General features: G+C 70.0%; 13 protein-coding genes. 8 read left to right on the top strand and 5 right to left on the bottom strand.

Annotated features, from left to right (window positions below; genetic code table 11):
* The first annotated feature begins 55 nt into the window (after positions 1-55).
* The gene (locus tag DQ353_RS03720; protein ID WP_113761435.1) at positions 56-2,629 is read left to right on the top strand and encodes a helix-turn-helix transcriptional regulator; all 2,574 of its coding nucleotides are present in this window, start codon (positions 56-58) and stop codon (positions 2,627-2,629) included.
* 514 nt (positions 2,630-3,143) lie between these two features.
* On the opposite strand, the gene DQ353_RS03715 is transcribed toward DQ353_RS03720, so the two are convergent.
* From DQ353_RS03715 to DQ353_RS03705, 3 genes are all read right to left on the bottom strand, one after another.
* Entirely contained in the window at positions 3,144-4,811 is a 1,668-nt protein-coding gene (locus DQ353_RS03715; RefSeq protein WP_113761434.1) for a DUF885 domain-containing protein, read from the bottom strand.
* A 232-nt stretch (positions 4,812-5,043) separates the two neighbouring features.
* Positions 5,044-5,280, bottom strand: coding sequence for an acyl-CoA carboxylase epsilon subunit (locus DQ353_RS03710; RefSeq protein ID WP_113761433.1), 237 nt, complete (start codon positions 5,278-5,280; stop codon positions 5,044-5,046).
* Positions 5,277-6,890: an acyl-CoA carboxylase subunit beta gene (locus tag DQ353_RS03705; protein WP_113761432.1), complete on the bottom strand. Its 1,614-nt coding sequence runs from the start codon at positions 6,888-6,890 to the stop codon at positions 5,277-5,279. The genes DQ353_RS03710 and DQ353_RS03705 overlap by 4 nt, the downstream gene beginning before the upstream one ends.
* 195 nt (positions 6,891-7,085) lie before the next feature.
* Between DQ353_RS03705 and DQ353_RS03700 the strand changes: the two genes are divergently transcribed.
* The 7 genes from DQ353_RS03700 to DQ353_RS03670 all read left to right on the top strand — a co-directional run bounded on the left by DQ353_RS03700 (position 7,086) and on the right by DQ353_RS03670 (position 15,951).
* The gene (locus tag DQ353_RS03700) at positions 7,086-7,946 is read left to right on the top strand and encodes an SDR family oxidoreductase (protein WP_113761431.1); all 861 of its coding nucleotides are present in this window, start codon (positions 7,086-7,088) and stop codon (positions 7,944-7,946) included.
* 93 nt (positions 7,947-8,039) lie between these two features.
* Entirely contained in the window at positions 8,040-8,996 is a 957-nt protein-coding gene (locus DQ353_RS03695) for a biotin--[acetyl-CoA-carboxylase] ligase (RefSeq protein WP_113761430.1), read from the top strand.
* Between the two features lie 224 nt (positions 8,997-9,220).
* A complete protein-coding gene (locus DQ353_RS03690) occupies positions 9,221-9,850 on the top strand; it encodes a hypothetical protein (protein WP_113761429.1) in 630 nt (209 codons plus the stop codon).
* Positions 9,843-11,123 carry an adenylate/guanylate cyclase domain-containing protein gene (locus DQ353_RS03685; RefSeq protein WP_113761428.1) on the top strand — a complete coding sequence of 427 codons (1,281 nt, stop codon included), beginning with the start codon at positions 9,843-9,845 and terminating at the stop codon, positions 11,121-11,123. Before DQ353_RS03690 ends, DQ353_RS03685 begins: the two co-directional genes overlap by 8 nt.
* A complete protein-coding gene (locus tag DQ353_RS03680; protein WP_113761427.1) occupies positions 11,124-12,257 on the top strand; it encodes a PP2C family protein-serine/threonine phosphatase in 1,134 nt (377 codons plus the stop codon).
* Between the two features lie 191 nt (positions 12,258-12,448).
* Complete coding sequence (ligA, locus tag DQ353_RS03675) at positions 12,449-14,719, top strand: NAD-dependent DNA ligase LigA (RefSeq protein WP_113761578.1); 2,271 nt, start codon at positions 12,449-12,451, stop codon at positions 14,717-14,719.
* A gap of 197 nt (positions 14,720-14,916) precedes the next feature.
* Positions 14,917-15,951, top strand: coding sequence for an inositol monophosphatase family protein (locus tag DQ353_RS03670; protein ID WP_113761426.1), 1,035 nt, complete (start codon positions 14,917-14,919; stop codon positions 15,949-15,951).
* A gap of 161 nt (positions 15,952-16,112) precedes the next feature.
* On the opposite strand, the gene DQ353_RS03665 is transcribed toward DQ353_RS03670, so the two are convergent.
* Positions 16,113-16,901 carry a glucosamine-6-phosphate deaminase gene (locus DQ353_RS03665; RefSeq protein ID WP_113761425.1) on the bottom strand — a complete coding sequence of 263 codons (789 nt, stop codon included), beginning with the start codon at positions 16,899-16,901 and terminating at the stop codon, positions 16,113-16,115.
* A 70-nt stretch (positions 16,902-16,971) separates the two neighbouring features.
* Positions 16,972-18,513, bottom strand: coding sequence for a glycoside hydrolase family 3 N-terminal domain-containing protein (locus tag DQ353_RS03660; protein WP_113761424.1), 1,542 nt, complete (start codon positions 18,511-18,513; stop codon positions 16,972-16,974).
* Between the last annotated feature and the right edge of the window lie 125 nt (positions 18,514-18,638).

The following is an 18,638-nucleotide window of genomic DNA, read 5'->3' as shown; positions in this document are numbered from 1 at the left end:
AAGAGCTGGACTCCGGGCCCGATGAAGCGCAGCTGTGGATAGGAGGCCGGAACGCATGATCTGGGGAAAATTCGACGACACGCTGTCCCGGCCCCGACTCGATGGCTTGCTTGACCAGGCGGTGGCATCTTCGGCGGTGATCGCCAGGGCACCACGTGGAGCAGGCAAGCGCGTGGCCGTTCGCGACTGGCTGTCCCGGCGTGATCCCCAGGCCAGGAACTGGAGCTGGATCAAATGCAGCGAGCTCGAGGAACCGCTGGATCTTGTGCTGGCCAGGCACTATGAGACGGCCGAAGACCCGGACTCGCACCTGGTGGTACTCGAGGACTGCACCTCCGGGTTCAACAGCCAGCTGACCGGCTTCGTGCAGCAGATGGCCCGCGAGCATCCCGAGCGACGCGCACTGGTTCTCACGAACGAGTACCTGGATCTCGAGCGCCAGCGCACGCTGCTTTCGTTCGAGGTCGCCGTGGTTCCGCCACATGAATTCCGCTTTACCGCCGTTGAGACGGCGGCCTATTTCCGGGGTAGCGCGCTTGAGCGTTTCGCCGAGCGGTTGTGCCTCGATTTGTGCGGCACCCCGCAACTCATGCGCATGGCCAAGCTCCGGGCGCAGACCATGCGCGCTCCGGAGCCGACCCAGGCAAGGGGCAAACCGGGCAAGCATGCTTCGCCCCTGGGTCCGCCGACGCCCGCACTGCTGGAACTGGATCCGCCGGCCCGGGCGTTTCTGGCCGAGGTGAATGCCGCGGTGGACCGCGACATGAAGGCGATGCTGGAGGGTGAAGCACTCGAGCCCGGACAACTCGACTTCCTTGCGGTGCTCGCCGTGCCCACCACGGTGCCCCGGGCGCTGCTTCCGCTGGTGGCGGAGAACCACCCCGCGGAATGGTTGCCGGATTTGGAAAGCAGGGGCCTGGTCTACCGCTCGTCGCGGAACCCCGACGAGGAATACTGCGTGCACCCCGTGCTGCGCCGGGTGCTGACAAGCGCCTACCTGGCCGCGGACAAGGACCGGTTGTGTTCTCTGCACCGGATTTGCGCACGCTACGAGATGACCCATGGGTCCGCGTTCCGGGCACTGCGACACGCGTTGGCCGCGCCGGACCACCAGCTGGCCTCCGACATCCTGCGCATGCACGCGGACGAATACCTCGAGGGGGAACTGGGCACCCGCGGATCGGTGCTGCTGGACGAACTGCCCCTGGCGGTGCTTGCGCGGTACCCGCTGCTGGCCATCTGCCTGGCGATCGCCTACAGCGCCACCGGGAAGTTCAAGCTCAAGACACTGGAACTGCTGGCCCTGGCCGCCGCCGGTGCGCGCACCGTGGGACGCAATGCCCCGCCCGCGGACCGACTGGTTATGGTCCTGATCGAATCGGTGGCCGCAAGGCTCAGCGGCATCGGTGAACTGTCGGTCAAGACCGCACGCAGCGCCCTTGCCCTGCATCGGGACATGGACCCCGGGCAACGCGACGACCTGGGACCGTTCGAAGGCCCGATGATCATCCAGCTGGCACTGGGCCTGCACGCCGGCGGCGCCCACGACGAGGCGCTCATCGCCGCCGAGCTCGGGGTCTCCGCCGACCAACGGCACAACCGTGCAGACAACGACCACTACGCAACCACGGTCCAAGCCTACTTTTATGCCCTCAGCGGGGACATCCACAAGGCGTCGGCACTGCTGGCCGAGTCCTTGCCGGAGCACTGGGCCAATCCCGCCTCCAGCGCCTACTTCGCCACCCCCTTCAGGGCCGCGTCCTTCGTGTGTGCCATGGAGGAACAACGTTTCGAGGATGCCGCACGGTGGGTGGAACTGTTGCGCATCGACCAGCACAACAACGAGTTCTGGCCGGCCATCCGCTTGGCCGAGGCGATGCTGGCAGTGGTCACCGGCGAAACGACGGCGTCCCTGGTGCGGATGCAGGGCTACCTGGTGCGCGAACGCGAACAACCCGTCGCACAGAAGTACGGCAAGCAGATGCTGATTTCGGCTTCCTGCCTGCTGAATCTGGCAGCGGGGGATCCGGTCAACGCGTTGAAGGTCGCCGCCAGGTCCGGCTCGGAAACGTCGCGGACCTTGCTGCAGGCGCGGGTGCGCCTGGCCCAGGGGGATGCCGCGGAGGTCTTGCGGCTGTGCACCTCGCTGGGAGCCGTCGTGCAACCGCGCACCCGTTTCCAGCAGGCGGTCCTGGTCCTGGCCGCAACCCTGCAGCAGAACAACCGTCCCGCCATCGGCGGGGCCTTTCGCATGGTGGCGGCGCTGAGCGAGGAATACGGCTTGGGGATGGCACTGAACCTGTTGCCTGCCCCGGACCTGGAGCGGATACTCACCGAAGCCAGGGAGCTGGGCATCACGCTGAAGATCGATCCGAACACCGTCTCGAACATCCCCGGCGGCCTGGGCCGTGCGGTGCTCAGCGCCCGCGAGCTGGCGGTGCTGGGGGAGCTGGTTTCCACCGGCAGCGCTGCCGAGATCGCGGAGCGGCAATTCGTCTCCGTGAACACGGTCAAGAGCCAACTGCGCAGCATCTACCGGAAGCTGGGGGTCTCCGACCGCGCCTCCGCACTGGAAGCGGCACGCGTGCAGGGCCTGATCCCGAGCAAGGACGTCGAAGCGGTCGATTAGGCCGCGGCAGTCTGAGGGAACGGATACCGCAAAGCCCGCATGGCTATGGCAGAAGGGTCCCAGGACATGCGATGCCCGGGGGCGGGGGTAGGGTTTCCACCAAACACAACTCGGAACATTCCCCCCATCGGCACCGATGCAGCCCCCAAGCAATGCATCCATGCCGCACTGCGAACTTCCCCAGCGGTGAACGCTTTTGTACGCGAAGTGGAGTTTTCCGGTTTCCCGGGTTGTGGTCACCTCGGCGTGTTCTGCAGCAACAAATCCAACTATCGCAGGTAATCAAGCGGGATATCAGTGCCGGTACGCGGTTTCACCCTTGCCTTCACCCTCAAGCCAACGCAAATGGACAAAAGGGCCGGGAGGGTATCCGCGACGCACACAAAATGCCTAATCAGACTCGAATATTTCGCCTGGGCGGGTTTCGCTGCCAAGGTGCCGCCAAGCGGTGCCCGGCCTTCGAGGGGAGCGGCCGGGCACCGGTTGTCCGAAACGGAGGAGGGAAGATCCCGGGCTACGCCAGCAGGGCGCGGCGCAGGGTGTCCAGCCCCACCGAACCAAGCGCCAGCGCCTGGGTGTGGAACGCCTTCAGGTCGAAGGAGTCACCGGCGCGGGCTGCACGCTCGTCGCGGATCTGCTCCCACAGGCGCTGCCCGACCTTGTACGCCGGCGCCTGGCCCGGCCAACCCAGGTAGCGGGTGAACTCGAACTCCAGCTGTCCGGCCGAGATGTCCAGGTTCTTTTCCAGGAACGCGTAGCCTGACTCGCTGTCCCAGGTCCCCGAACCCCAGGCCTCGGGAATCTGAAGCCCCAGGTGGACGCCGATGTCGAAGACCACGCGCGCGGCGCGCATGCGCTGGGCATCGAGCATGCCCATGTAGTCGCCCGGATCCGCCAGGTACCCCAGATCGTGCATGAGCCGCTCGGCATAAAGCGCCCAGCCCTCGCCGTGCCCCGAGACCCAGCAGGCATGCCGGCGCCAGTCGTTGAGCGTGTCGCGGGACAGGACGGCGGTGGCCACCTGCAGGTGGTGGCCCGGCACGCCCTCGTGGTACACGGTGGTCAGCTCGGACCAGGTGGTGAACTGGTCCTCGCCCTCGGGCACCGACCACCACATGCGGCCCGGGCGGCTGAAGTCCTCGGAGGGCCCGGTGTAGTAGATGCCGCCTTCCTGGGTGGGGGCGATCATGCACTGGATCTGGTCCATGGGCGCCGGGATCTCGAAGTGCGTGCCGGCCAGCGCGACCAGCGCCGCGTCGGACTTCTCCTGCATCCAGGCCTGCAACGCGTCGGTCCCCGCCAGCTGGCGTGCGGGATCCTGGTTCAGGACCTCCTTGGCCTCTGCGATGGAGGCCCCGGGGCGGATCTGTTCGGCCACCCGCTCCTGCTCCTTGATGATGCTCGCCAGTTCGTCCACGCCCCAGGCGTAGGTCTCCTCCAGGTCGACCGCGGCGCCCAGGAAGCGGCGGGACATCAGTGCATAGTATTCCCGGCCCACGGCGTCCGTCTCCGGCGCCAGCGGCAGCAACTCCGACTCGAGCGCCTTGGCCAGGCGCAGGTAGGCGGCGTTGGCGGCCGCGGCCCCGCCGGCCAGGCGCTCGCCGAGTTCGGGGTCGACCTTTGTGCCTGCGGCGGCCAGGGCGTCGAAGAAGCCGCCTTCCTTGGCGTACTCCCGTCCCTGGCCGACCACGATCTTCACCTGCCGCGAGGCCGCGACCAGCCCGCGCGCCGCCGAATCGCGCAGCGAGGCGATGTACCCGTCCATCGCGGCGGGCAGGTTGTGCATCCGCTCGGCGATGAACCCGTAGTCGGCGGAGGTCTCCTGCGGCATCAGGTCGAAGATGGCGCGCAGGTCCTGGGCGGGGGAGGCAATGTTGTTCAGCTCGGTGCGCCGGGTCTCGGCGATCTCGATGTCCAGCCCGAGGCGCTCGTTCATCGCGTCGAGCGTGGTCGCATCGATCGCGTCCACCGGGGCCAGGGGCGCGAGCTTGGCCAGGGCGTCGCGGGCCGCGGCGGTCTGGGCCGCCACGCCGGAGGGCGAGTAGTCGGAGTAGGCGGCCTCTTGGCCCGGCAGGCCCAGCTCGGTGGCGAACTCCGGGACGAGTTCGAGCAGGCGGGCGAAGTAGTCGTTCGCGACGGCATCGATGGCGCTGGGTGTGCGCGCGGCTGTGGTGTTGGTCATGGCACCAGCCTAAGCGCTTCTGAAAGCGTTGTTGAAGATATTTCACGACCAATTTTGCGCCGCGGTCGTGCCGGGGGCCGCCGGGCGGCGCCTCGGGTCCGGCCTCAGTGCACCGGATTCAACGCAAAAAGGGGGCGGTGCACGGCGCGAAGGAAAGACCTCCGTGCCGCACACCGCCCCCCGCCATGCCGTTGGCGGATCCCCTGTTCGAGTGGGGACGCCGGGTGTCTGGCTAGTGCCGCCCGACCTTCCAGGGCAGCGGGGCCCCGGCCAGTTCGCGGCGCCGGCGGATGCGCCCGCGGCGCAGCGCCGTGCCCGAGGGCATCGACGCGGATGAATCCTGGGACGCCAACGCCGAGACGACGGCGGCCAGGGCCGCGACTTCCTCGTCGGTGGGGTTCCCGTGCGTGATGGACAGCGCCGCTGCGGGGGCCTGGGCGGCGGGATGCATGTTCCGGTCGCCGGTCACAGCGGCATGTTCCCGTGCTTCTTGGCGGGCAGCGAGGTGTGCTTGTCGCGGGTGGCGCGCAATCCGCGCACGATCTGCAGGCGGGTCTCCGAGGGGGCGATGACCGCATCGACGTAGCCCAGCTCGGCGGCCTGGTACGGGTTGAGCAGCTCGGCCTCGTAACCCTCGATGATCGCGGTGCGGCGCGCCTCCACGTCCCCGCCTTCGGCGGCAACGGCCGCCAGGTCGCGGCGGTAGAGGATGTTCACGGCCCCCTGGGCGCCCATGACGCCGATCTGCGCCGTGGGCCAGGCCAGGTTGATGTCCGCGCCGAGCTTCTTGGAGCCCATCACGATGTACGCACCGCCGTAGGCCTTGCGGGTGATCACCGTCAGCTTCGGCACGGTGGCCTCGGCGTAGGCATAGAGCAGCTTGGCGCCGCGGCGGATGATGCCCTGGAACTCCTGGTCCTTGCCGGGCAGGAAGCCCGGGACGTCCACCAGGGTGAGCAGCGGGATGTTGAAGGCATCGCAATTTCGCACGAAGCGGGCCGCCTTCTCGGACGCGGCGATGTCGAGCGTGCCGGCGAACTGCATCGGCTGGTTGGCGACGATGCCGATGGTGGCGCCCTCGACGCGGGCGTAGCCGATCATCACGTTCGGCGCGTAGAGCGACTGCATCTCCAGGAAGATCCCGTCGTCCACGATGTGCTCGATGACCTTGCGCATGTCGTAGGGCTGGTTGGCCGAATCCGGGATCAGCGCGTCCAGCTCCAGGTCCTCGGCGGTGAGCTCGAGTTCCTCGTCGAAGTCGGTGGCCGGGGCGTCGGAGATGTTGTTCGAGGGCAGGAACTCGAGCAGTTCCTTGCAGAACTCGATGGCGTCGGATTCGTCGGTGGCCAGATAGGTGGCGGTGCCGGTGTTGGCATTGTGCTGGCGTGCACCGCCCAGGGTCTCCATGTCCACTTCCTCGCCGGTGACGGTCTTGATGACGTCGGGGCCGGTGATGAACATGTGGCTGGTCTTGTCGACCATGATCACGTAGTCGGTCAGCGCGGGGGAGTAGGCGGCACCGCCGGCGCTCGGGCCCATGATCAGCGAGATCTGCGGGACCACGCCCGAGGCGTGGACGTTGTTGCGGAAGATGTCGGCGAACATCGCCAGCGAGGCCACGCCCTCCTGGATGCGGGCGCCGCCGCCGTCGAGGATGCCGACCACCGGGCAGCCGTTGCGCAGCGCGAATTCCTGCACCTTGACGATCTTCTCGCCGTTGACCTGTGACAGCGAGCCGCCGTAGACGGTGAAGTCCTGCGAGTAGACCGCCACCTGGCGTCCGTCGACGGTGCCGTAGCCGGAGACCAGGCCATCGCCCAGCGGGCGCTTCTTGTCCATCCCGAAGGCGGAGGTGCGGTGCACGGCCAGGGCGTCGAACTCGACGAACGAGCCCTCGTCCATCAGCATCTCGATGCGCTCGCGGGCGGTGTGCTTGCCGCGGGCGTGCTGCTTCTCGATCGCTTCCTGGCCCGAGGGTGCCTGGGCGAGGGCCTCGCGGCGACGGAAATCGGCGATCTTGCCGGCAGTTGTCGACAGGTCGATCGATTCCGTGGCGTCAGCGATGCGGCTCTGGGTCATCCCATGGCTCCCTTGAAGTAGTTACGTAGTAGGAAAGGCACAACAACCATGCCACCTTGGCCAGTCTAATGAGGCTCTGGGCGCTTCCGTGTGTAGGAAAGCTACAAAATCGTGTCGTGTTGGGGGCCAAGTCGTCCATAAAACAAGTTACTCACGAGTAGCTTTAGTGCCGCGGGTTCCCGTAATGTGGCTCACATGAGTGAATTGAACCGCGGGAAGATCGCCGCCAACGCCAAGCCCCTGAAGGGCAAGACCATCCTGATGAGCGGGGGGTCGCGCGGCATCGGGCTGGCCATCGCGCTGCGCGCGGCCGCCGACGGGGCGAATGTGGCCATCATGGCCAAGACCGCCACCGCGCAGGCGAACCTCGCCGGGACCGTGTTCACCGCCGCCGACCAGGTCACCGCCGCCGGCGGGGCGGCGCTGGCCATCGTGGGGGACGTGCGCAACGACGAGGACGTCATCTCCGCCGTCGCGCAGACCATCGGGCGCTTCGGCGGCATCGATGTGGTGGTCAACAACGCCTCGGCGATCGACCTGTCCAAGACCGACGACGTGTCCATGAAGCGCTACGACCTGATGATGGACATCAACGTCCGCGGCACCTTCCTGCTGTCCAAGACCGCGCTGCCGCACCTGCGCGCCAGTGCCAACGGGCACATCCTGACCCTGTCCCCGCCGCTGAACCTGGACCCCAAGTGGGCGGGCAGGCACCTGGCCTACACCATGGCCAAGTACGGCATGAGCATGACCACCCTGGGACTGGCGCAGGAGCTGCGCGGCACCGGAATCGGGGTGAACTCGCTGTGGCCGGCGACGCTGATCGACACCGCCGCGATCCGCAACATGCCCGGCGGGGAGCAGCTGGTCAGGGCCGCGCGCTCGGCAACCATCGTGGCCGACGCGGCGCACGCCATCCTCACGTCCGACGCGCGCACCTGCAGCGGGAACTTCTTCACCGACGAGGCCGTGCTGGCCGCCGCCGGCACCACCGACTTCTCCGGATATTCCATGGGGGCGGCCGAATCCGACCTGGTCGGCGACATCTTCCTGTAGGAACGCGCCGGCTCCCGCAGCCGGTTCCCGCCGGCGGCGACGGGCCGCCGGCACCATGGCGGACGCAGCCCGGGACTGGATAGTCTGGGGTTCATGAGCAACCAACAGGGCCCCGGTCCGGAGCACGAAACTTTCACCGCCTTCGAGATCTCCGAGGCCGGGCGCGCGCCGCTGGATGCCGCCGCCCTGCGCCGGGGCATGGCCGCGGCCGGCATGGGGGAGCTGTGGATCTCCGAGCACACCGGGTCCACCAACGACGACCTGGCCGCACGCGCCAACGGCGCGGACCTGGCCAACCTGTCGGTGGAAACCACCGAGCACCAAATGGCCGGGCACGGGCGGCTCGGGCGCGGCTGGCAGACCCCGGCGCGCAGTGCCCTGGCGACGTCCATCTACTTCCGCCCGCGCCCCGGCTTCGACTCCTCGGGCCTTCCCTGGCTGTCGATGCTCTGCGCCGCGGCCATGGTGCAGACGCTGCGTGAGGACGCCTCCCTGGCCGCCGGGCTGAAGTGGCCCAACGACGTGGTGGCCGAGGGAAAGAAGGTCTGCGGCGTGCTCGCCCAACTGGTCATGCGGCCCGACGGCCCGGTGGTCGTGGTGGGTGCCGGCCTGAACGTGAGCCTCACCGCCGCCGAGCTGCCGGTGGCCACCGCCGCCAGCCTGGGGATGCTGGGCGCGGCCACGCTTGATCGCAGCGAGCTGCTGGGCGGCTACCTGCGCCGTGTGGCACGTCTTTTCAGGACCTTCGAGGCCGCCGGCGGGAACGCGTCGGGCAAGGCCCGCTACGCGATTGCACCCGAAACCCCGGACGCCGGGATCCCCGTCGCCGAGGCGCCGGAAGCCACGCTGCGCGAGGTGGTTCGCTCGGTCATGGTCACGATCGGGCACCGGGTCGATGCGCACCTGCCCAACGGCACGGTGCTGCGCGGCACCGCCATCGACCTGGACGCCGACGGATCGTTGAGGGTGCGCGAGGACGACGGTACGGTGCACAGCGTGATGGCCGGGGACGTGAAGCACCTGCGCCGCTCCGACGGCTCCTACGCCTAGCACCCGGCGCCGGGGCCGCCCGGCGGGCATTCGCGAAACCTCCGGCCGGATGGTGCCTCGAATTGACGGCGCAAACGCCCGGGCACCGAAGCCACGCGGCCAGTGAAGGACACATCGCGCAACGAGGTGCGGCGCCCGGACCCGAATCGTGGGTGCCCTGGCCCTACCATGGAAGGAGCAAGACCGGCACGCACAACCGGTGTGTGGGTTGAAGGAGCCGGGACGTGAAATTGATACTGGAGAAGCGCGAGCGAGTCCTCGTCAAGACCCGTGCGCACCGCCGGGTGCTGCGCGGGCCGCTGCTGCGCTTCCTGCTTCTGGTCGCCGGCACCTGCTACCTGCTGGGACTGTTGCTGCGCGAGGACCTGGCCGGCTGGGTCATCGAGGCGCGCGCGCTGTTGCTGGCCCTGCTGGCCGTGGTGTTCGCCGTGCTGCTGGTCATCTGGTGCCTGCGGCCGTGGATCCGTTGGGCCAACAGCTTCATCTACCTGACCACCGAGCGCATCGTCACCAAGCGCGGACGCCGGGCCGCGGGGCAACATTCCATCGGGTTGTACGCAATCCACGATATCGTTGCCGTGGTGAGACCCAATGCGCCGCAGCTTGCCCCCGGGACGCTGACCCTGGTGCTGGCCGAACAACGTTTCAACATCCCGCACGTCCCGGCGGTGGCCCGCATGCGCGGATACTGCATCGGGGCGATCGGTGCACTGCCGCACTTCCCACGGGTTGATGGTGTAAACATGGAAGAAGCCGACGGCAGCGGGCCGCCGGCGAAGCCGACGAACGAAGCGCCCCACCAGCATGACCAGCAACACCACCACGAACGAAGAGAATGGACGCAGCATGAGTGAGCGGTCGCCGGCGACGGGCACCCAACCCGCCGCGCCCACCGCTGCCCGCGACGCTGCGCGTGCCCAGCGCCATCCCTCCGAGGCGCCCGAGAACCCGGCACCCGAGGACAACGGCACCAAGCACCGCGGCACCGGGGACCCGGCGGCGGAGATCGAGCCGGCGCTCGATGACCCGCTGGCCGACCTGGTCGAGGCAATGAAGCGCCCGGACCAGGTGGACGGGTCCACCCCGGCACCGGCACGCGACGCGGTCCGCGAACTGGAGCGGCGCCTGCTGGGAGCCGATCGCACCATGCGCCGGCGCGAAATGGCCGCAGGGGCCGGGGTCTCGCTGCTCTCGGCCCGCAAGATCTGGCGCGCCATGGGCTTCCCGAACCTGGGCGACGAAGAGGTCTTCTTCACCACCGTCGACCAGGACGCGCTCAAGCTGATGCTCAACATGGTCCGCGACGGCATCCTCACCGAGGAAACCGCGATCTCGCTGACCCGTTCCATCGGCCAGATGACCGACCGCATGGTGGTCTGGCAGGTCGAGGCGCTGGTCGAGGACATGGTGCAGAACCAGAAGCTGAGCGACCCCGAGGCCCGGCGCAACCTGGTGAACCTGCTGCCCGAGCTCATCTCGCCGCTCGAGGAACTGCTGGTCTACTCCTGGCGCCGGCAGCTGAACGCCGCGGTCCACCGCCTGGCCGTGCGCGCAGAGACCGGCCTGGCCGCCTCCGCCGAGGGCCGCGACGGCTCCGAGGACGACGCCCCGCTGCCGCTGGCCCGCGCCGTCGGCTTCGCGGACCTGGTCTCCTACACCTCGCTCTCGCGCAGGATGAACGAACGCACCCTCGCCCAGCTGGTGCAGCGCTTCGAATCCAAGTGCGCGGAAATCATCTCCGTCGGCGGCGGCCGGCTGGTCAAGACCGTTGGCGACGAGGTCCTCTTCGTGGCCGAGACCCCGCAGGCCGGCGCGCAGATTGCCCTGGCCATGTCCAGGGAGTTCGCGGCCGACGAGCTGTTGCCCAACACCCGTGTCGCGCTTGTCTGGGGCCGGGTGCTTTCCCGCCTGGGCGACATCTACGGGCCGACGGTGAACCTGGCCGCGAGGCTGACCTCGCTGGCCGAGCCCGGCACCGTGCTCACCGACGAACTGACAGCCTCCACATTGGCCGGGGATGCACGTTTTGTGCTTGAACCGCAGGAAACCACCTCGGTGCGCGGCTTCGGCGACATCAACCCGGTGCTCCTGGCGCCGGGCACCGGCTCGGGGCTGGTGCTGGACTAGATGCGCTTCGGATTCGGGCAGGTCCATGCCGCTGCGGCAACCGACATCGGGCTGCGCCGCGCGGTCAACGAGGACGCAGTGCTTGAGACCGCAACGATCTTTGCCGTGGCCGACGGCATGGGCGGGCACGAGGCCGGGGACCTGGCCTCGCGCCTGGGCATCGGGACCCTGAACGAGATCGCCGCCGGCGACTGCGTGGCCGGCGACCAGCAGCCGTTGCTGCCGCACGCCCGCGACGTGCTGGCGCAGGTCACCGCGGCCGATGTCCGCATCCGCCAGGCCATCGGGGCCCGCGGCGGAACCACGCTGTGTGCGCTGGCGCTGGTGCGCGTGGAAGACGACGGCGGCACTTGGCCCTCGGATCACGCGGGCACCCCGGCCACGCCCGAAACCGCGGCGCTTCCGGCCGTCACCGGGCCCGCCGGGCAGGGCCCGGCCACCACCGAGGCGTTGCACCTGCCGCTTCCGGCGCTGGGCACCCCGCGCTACCTGTCCAGCACCCGCGAATCCAACGAAGCGGGCGACGGGCCCGACCCGGCCGGCGCACCCCCTGCCCCCGCGCCGCGGAACGACCCCGAGCCCACCACCGATGTGCTCCCGCGCGCGCAGGCCGACGCGGCAATCGCCGCAGGCTCCGTGCCGCCGGCGGTTGCCGCCACCTCCGCCAAGGTCACCGAGATCCCGCTCCCGGGGGCCGGCACCCCGGCGGAGGCCGACGAGGTCCGGCTGATGCTGCTGAACGTGGGGGACTCGCGCGGCTACCGGCTGCGCGCCGGAGTGCTGAAGCAGCTGACCCGCGACCACTCCGCGGTCCAGGAACTCATCGACGGCGGCATCATCACCGAGGCCGAGGCCCGCATCCACCCGCAGCGCAACCTGATCACCCGGGCCCTGGGCGCCGGCGGCAACTCGGTCCCCGACACCCAGTTCCACCACCCGCGCCCCGGGGACCGCTACCTGCTGTGCACCGACGGGCTCACCGGCGAGGTCGAGCACGCGGCCATGGAACAGATCCTGGCCAACACCCCGGACCGCACCGAGGCGGTGGGCCGGCTCATCGACGCCGCCCTGGCCAGCGGCGGACGGGACAACATCTCGGTGGTCATCGTCGATATCGAGGGCCCCGCGGCCTGATCGGCCGCACGCCGGGCACGACGCGCCACACGGGCACCGGCCCCGGACACCAACCCGGGGGCGTTCTGGGGCAAAATGGAGGGGTGAGCCACGAAGAACCGACCCCGCAGCCCGAGACGCACCAGCCCGAGACGCACCAGCCCGAGACGCACCAGCCCGTTGCCGCCCGCCCGACCGAGGATGCCCACGCGCTGGCCGAAGCCCTCGATGCCGAGGCGGTGGTCCCCGACGAGGCCCTGCGCACCGAATACGTACAGCTCATCGACGAGGTGCGCAAGCACCGCGCCGCCTACTACAACGACGACGCCCCGCTGATCTCCGACGCCGAGTTCGACAAGCTGTACTCCCGCCTCGAGCTGCTCGAGGCGCAGCACCCCGGAATCGTCGCCAACGATTCGCCCACCCAGGAGGTCGGCGGCGAGGTCTCCGCGGCCTTCGCCGAGGTGGTCCACCTCTCGCGCATGTACTCCCTGGAGGACGTGTTCTCCCTCGAGGAGGTCACCGCCTGGGGCGAGAAGACCGAGGCCAATGCCGCGCTGCGCGCCGCCGGGCACGAGCTCAAGTGGCTGTGCGAGGTCAAGATCGACGGGTTGGCGGTGAACCTGCTCTACCGCCACGGCAAGCTGGTGCGTGCCGCCACCCGCGGGGACGGCACCACCGGGGAGGACGTCACCCACAACGTGCTGACCATCAAGTCGATCCCCACGCAGCTGGCCGGGGAGAACTGGCCCGAGGAGGTCGAGGTGCGCGGGGAGATCTTCATCCCCTCGGCCGACTTCGCCGCCTACAACGAGGCGCTCATCGAGGCCGGCAAGGCCCCGCTGGCCAACCCGCGCAACGCCGCGGCCGGCTCCATCCGGCAGAAGGACCCGGCGGAAACCGCCAAGCGCCCGCTGCAGATGTTCGTCCACGGCTTCGGCGTGCGCGCGGGCCTCACCGCAGCCACGCAGTCGGAGACCTACGCGCTCATGGCCTCCTGGGGCCTGCCGGTCTCCCCGTACTCGCGCGTCGTCGACACCCTCGACGAGGTGCTCGCATTCATCGCGGAGAACGGCGAGCACCGCCACGATTTGCTCCACGAGATCGACGGCATCGTGGTGAAGACCGACGCGTTCGAGATCCAGCGCAACCTCGGCTTCACCTCCCGCGTCCCGCGCTGGGCGGTGGCCTACAAGTACCCGCCCGAAGAGGTCAACACCAGGCTTTTGGACATCCAGGTGCAGGTGGGCCGCACCGGGAGGGTCACCCCCTTCGGCATCATGGAACCGGTGCTGGTCGCCGGGTCCACGGTGGAGCGCGCGACGCTGCACAACCAGGACGTGGTCAAGGCCAAGGGCGTGCTCATCGGCGACACCGTGATCCTGCGCAAGGCCGGGGACGTGATCCCGGAAATCGTCGGACCCGTCCTGCCGCTGCGCGACGGAACCGAACGCGAGTTCACCATGCCCACCACCTGTCCCTCCTGCGGGACGCCGCTGGCCCCGGCCAAGGAGGGCGATGTGGACATCCGCTGCCCCAACGCCGAGTCCTGCCCGGTGCAGCTGACCGAACGCGTCGCCCACCTGGGCGGACGCGGCGCCTTCGACATCGAGGCGTTGGGCTACGAGGCCGCGCAGGCGCTGACCATCGGCCCCGGCGAAGACCCTGCAGCAAACGGCGGCCTCATCAACCCGGCCGGCCCCGGCCCGCTGCGCAACGAGGCAGCGATCTTCGACTTGGCCACCGGCAACCCGGATTCCACGCTGCGCGAGACGCTCGCCGAGGTCAACGTGTGGCGCGAGATCCGCAAGAAGGGTGTGGGCACCGGCGAATTCGCGCTGGTCCCGTACTTCTACTCCAAGGCCACCGCCAAGAAGCCCTCGAGCCCGACCAGGACCACGGAAAAGCTCTTCGAGGAGCTGGAAAAGGCCAAGACCAAGCCGCTGTGGCGGGTGCTGGTCGGCCTGTCCATCCGGCACGTGGGGCCCACCGCCTCGCGCTCGCTGGCCACCCGGTACGGGTCGATGGATGCGATCATCAAGGCGCTGGAGGCCGAGGGCGCCCGCGAGGCGCTGGCCGAGGTCGACGGGGTCGGCACGATCATCGCCGACGCGCTGATCGAGTGGTTCGCCGTCGACTGGCACCGGGACATCATCGCGGCCTGGGCCGCGGCCGGGGTTTTGATGAAGGACGAGCAGGACGAATCCATCGTGAAGCACCTGGAGGGGATGAGCATCGTGGTCACCGGCACGTTGCCGACCTACAGCCGCGATGCGGCCAAGGAAGCGATCATCATCCGCGGCGGCAAGGCCGCGGGATCGGTCTCCAAGAACACCGCCTACCTGGTGGCCGGCGAGGCTGCAGGCTCGAAGCTGGACAAGGCGGTCGCCCTGGGCGTGCAGGTGCTCGACGAGGAGGGCTTCGTGCTGCTGCTCAATGGCGGACCCGATGCGGTCGAGGGGCGGCCCAACCCCGAGGCCTAGCGCCGCGGGCCCCGGGGCCCCGGGGCCCCGGACTTCACGGCCCCGGCGTCCACGGATTCGGCACCCGCGGCAGCCACGCAACGCCACATCCCTTTCAAGCCTTTCAAGCCCGGCGGACCGGGTCCACGACGGCCCGGCCCGCAACCCCGGCCTCCCCGTCCACCTGGCCCGGACCCGACGTCACCAAGGAGCAGCACATGAGCACCAACCCCAAGCACAAGCAATCGGCACAGGGTGCCGCCGAGCCATCCGACGGCCAGGACCCCTTGCTGCGCCGCCAGCTGTTGGCCGTGGCCCGCGAGGCGGCCGCCGCCGGGGCCGCGGTGCTGGCCGAACGCGGCCGCGGCCGGGTCGCCGCGGACACCAAGAGCGCCGCGGGCGACTGGGTCACCGACTTCGACCGCCGGGCGGAGATGGCGGTGCGCGACGTGATTGCCGCGGCCCGCCCCAACGACGCGATCACCGGCGAGGAATACGGGCGCACGGTGCCGGCGGACCCCTCGGGCTACCGCTGGTCGATCGATCCGCTGGACGGCACCGCGAACTTCGTGCGCGGCATCGTCTACTACTGCACCTCGGTGGCGGTCTTCGGGCCGCTCGACGAGACCGCTGCGGCAACGCCTGCCGGGAAGGCAGCAGCAGCAGCAGCAGCCGCGAGCGATGCACCCGCGGACCCCGGGAGCCCGGCCGCACCCGGCGGCAACTCGCTGGCCGCCGACGCCGCGGCCATGGATGCGGGCACGCACGGCTGGCTGGCCGCCGCCGTCAACGCACCGGCGCTGGGCACCGAGTACTACGCCGCCGTCGGGGACGGTGCCTGGCTGGTCGATTCGACGCTGCACGTGGGCTCCGATGCCCGCCGCGGCGGCAGCGCGACCCGGGCGCAGCGGCTGGCCGGCGGCGACAAGGAAGAAGCCGGCCGCCTGCTGGCCACCGGCTTCGGGTACGACGCGGACCGCCGCCAGTTCCAGGTCGGCGCGCTGCTGGGACTGATGCCCGGCTTCGCCAACGTGCGGCGCATCGGCTCGGCCGCGCTGGATCTGTGCCTGGTCGCCGACGGCACGCTCGATGCGTATGCGGAGTACGGCACCCAGGAGTTCGATTGGGCGGCCGGTGCGCTCATCGTGGCCGAGGCCGGCCTGCCGGTGCTGCGCCCGCGCACCGACCCGGGTTGGCAGGCCGCCGGCTACCTGGACTTCGACGCGCTGCCCAAGGAGCAACCGGCGACGTAGCGCAGCGGCCGGGACCTGGCGCAGCGGCCCGTGAGACCGCCGGGCAGCGGGCAGTCAAAAGCCCGCCGCCTCCGTGGCTGGACCACGGGGGTGGCGGGCTTCGTCGACGGGCCCCAAAAGCGGGGAACGGCGGGCGCCTGCGCGTGCTGCCGGGCGGAGTGCTAGATGCCGAATTGCAGGCCGGCGGCCGAGTCGTCGTAGTAGTCGCGGTTCTTCAGGCCCGCGGCGGCGGCCTCGTCGAGCACCACCACGGCGTCCGGGTGCAGCTGCAGCACCGAGCCGGGGCAGGCCGAGGACAGCGGGCCCTCCAGCGCGGTGGCCACCGCGGCGGCCTTGTGGCTGCCGGTGGCGACCATGACCACGCGGCGGGCCTCGAGGATGGTGCCCAGGCCCTGGGTCACCGAGTGCGTGGGGACCGCGTCGAGCCCGTCGAAGAAGCGCGCGTTGTCCTCGCGGGTCTTGGAGGACAGGCGCTTGATCCGGGTGCGGGAGCGCAGCGAGGAACCGGGCTCGTTGAAGCCGATGTGGCCGTTGGCGCCGATGCCCAGGATCTGCACGTCGACCCCTGCGGCACCGATGGCCGCGTCGTAGGCGGCGGACTGCGCGCGGATCTGCTCCTCGGAGTCCCCGAAGCCGTTGGGGGTGAACAGGTTTTCCTCGCGGATGCCGATGACCTCGCACAATTCGCGGACCAGGGTCTGTCGGTAGGACTGCTCGTGGGTGCCCTCCAGGCCGACGTACTCGTCCAGCGCGAAGGCCAGGGTGTCGCCGAAGTCGACCTCGCCGCTGGCCACTGCCTTGGCCAGTTCGCCGTACAGGCCCAGCGGGGTGGACCCGGTGGCCACGCCCAGGACGGTGTTGCCTTCGGTGCGCGAACGCAGCCCGTCAAGCACCGCCTCGGCGGCGAACTTCGCGGCTTCCTCGGCGGTGGCGGCGATCAGTACTTCCATGTGTGTGTTCCTTCAAGGTGGTGCGGGAAAGTGGGCCAGCGGTGCGGCCGTGCGGGCACGCATGGCGAACCTAGAGCGTATCCCGATCGTGGCCGGGCATTCCAGCCGGTCCCGGGGCCAACAGCTCGACCAGCGCCCGCGAGACGGTGCGCGAGGCGCCGAAGGCCACCAGGTCCGCCCCGCCGCGGGGCCGGCCGCATTCCACCACGATGGGCGTGCGCCCATCGGCGCGCAGCTCGTCGGCGATCTGCCGGATCGGGTGGTCCGCATCCAGCCCGCGGCCGACCAGGGCGATCTTCGCCGACGGGTCGGCATGTTTCAGCGTGCCCGCGGCCCCGACGGAGGCCGGGCCCCACGGGACGCGTCCGACGGCCAGGTTCGCCTCGCTGTCGACCTGGATGAGCAGCGGCGCGGAGCGGTCCGCCAGCCAGGAGCGCGCGGCGGGGCCGATGTCGAAGGCCGCCGTGATGGCCGCGGCATCCGGGACGGCGCCCGCGGTGCCTTTGGCCGGAAGCGGGGAACCATCGGCCCGCGGGCGGTAACCGGCGGCCAGCACCGCGACGCTCCTGGCGGCATCCTCCAACCGGGAGGCCTGCAGGTCCCCGGCGTACACGGCATCGACGATTGCCCCCAGGATCCCCGCATAGCGCTCGGCGGGGGTCTGCGAACCCAGGCAGGGCAGATCGGCGCCGGCGGCCAGTGCCCGCACCGCTGCGGCCTCGATGCCGGTGGGCGCGCAGGCCCCGGCCATGTCCAGCGCGTCGGTGATGACCGCGCCGGTGAAGCCGAGCTCCCCGCGCAGCAAATCCTTCAGGATCGCCCTCGAGAACGTTGCGGGGTTTTCCGCGTCGAGCACCGGCATCATGATGTGGCTGGTCATGATGCTTGCTGTGCCCGCGGCGATCGCCGCGGCAAAAGGCACCAGCTCGCGGGTGCGCAGCGTGTGCCCATCCGCCGCGATGGTGGGCAGGGCAAGGTGTGAGTCGGTGGCGGTGTCGCCGTGGCCCGGGAAGTGCTTGGCGCACGCGGCGACCCCGGCCCGCTGCAGCCCGGTGGTGAAGGCCGCGGTGTGCCGGGCGACCAGGGCGGCGTCGGCGCCGAAGCTGCGCACCCCGATGACCGGGTTGGAGGCGGTGGAGTTCACGTCCGCGTCCGGGGCCAGGTTCAGGTTGAAACCCAGGGCCACGAGCTCCGCGGCGATGGCCGCGGCGGACGCCTCGGTGGCGGCGACGTCGTCGATGCGCCCGAGGACCGCGTTGCCCGGCTGGTTGGAGCCGGTGAGGTAGTGCAGGCGGGTGACGTCCCCGCCCTCCTTGTCCAGGGCCAGCAGCACCGTGGGGGAGGCAGCACGCAGCTGGGCCATCAGCGTTGCCAGCTGCGCCGGGGAGGTGAGGTTGGTGCCGTAGATGCACACCGATCCGACCCCGGCGGCCAGCGCGTCGGCGATCCAGTCCGGCATCTGCGTGCCGGTGAACCCGGGCATCAGCGTGGCCGCGGCCAGGGTGCGCAGCCGGGCCTCGCCGGGGCGGGGCGGGGCCTTGACCACCGGTGGCGGCGTGGTTGCGTTGAATCCCTCCGGCCGACGGACCGGAGCGGGGGTTTCGGACGACATCAGCGCAGCACCGCCCGGGAGAGGCTGCGGGCGTAGGGGTGGGAATGCAGGCGGGGGCCCGGGCGGGCCGGGGAACACCGCGGCGTGTGTGAATTGGCCATGCCAACCAGCCAACGGCACCAACG

Origin of the sequence: Arthrobacter sp. AQ5-05 (genome assembly GCF_003287975.1) — a bacterium.
Taxonomy (GTDB): domain Bacteria; phylum Actinomycetota; class Actinomycetes; order Actinomycetales; family Micrococcaceae; genus Paeniglutamicibacter.
This window is presented reverse-complemented; position numbering and strand designations above follow the sequence as displayed.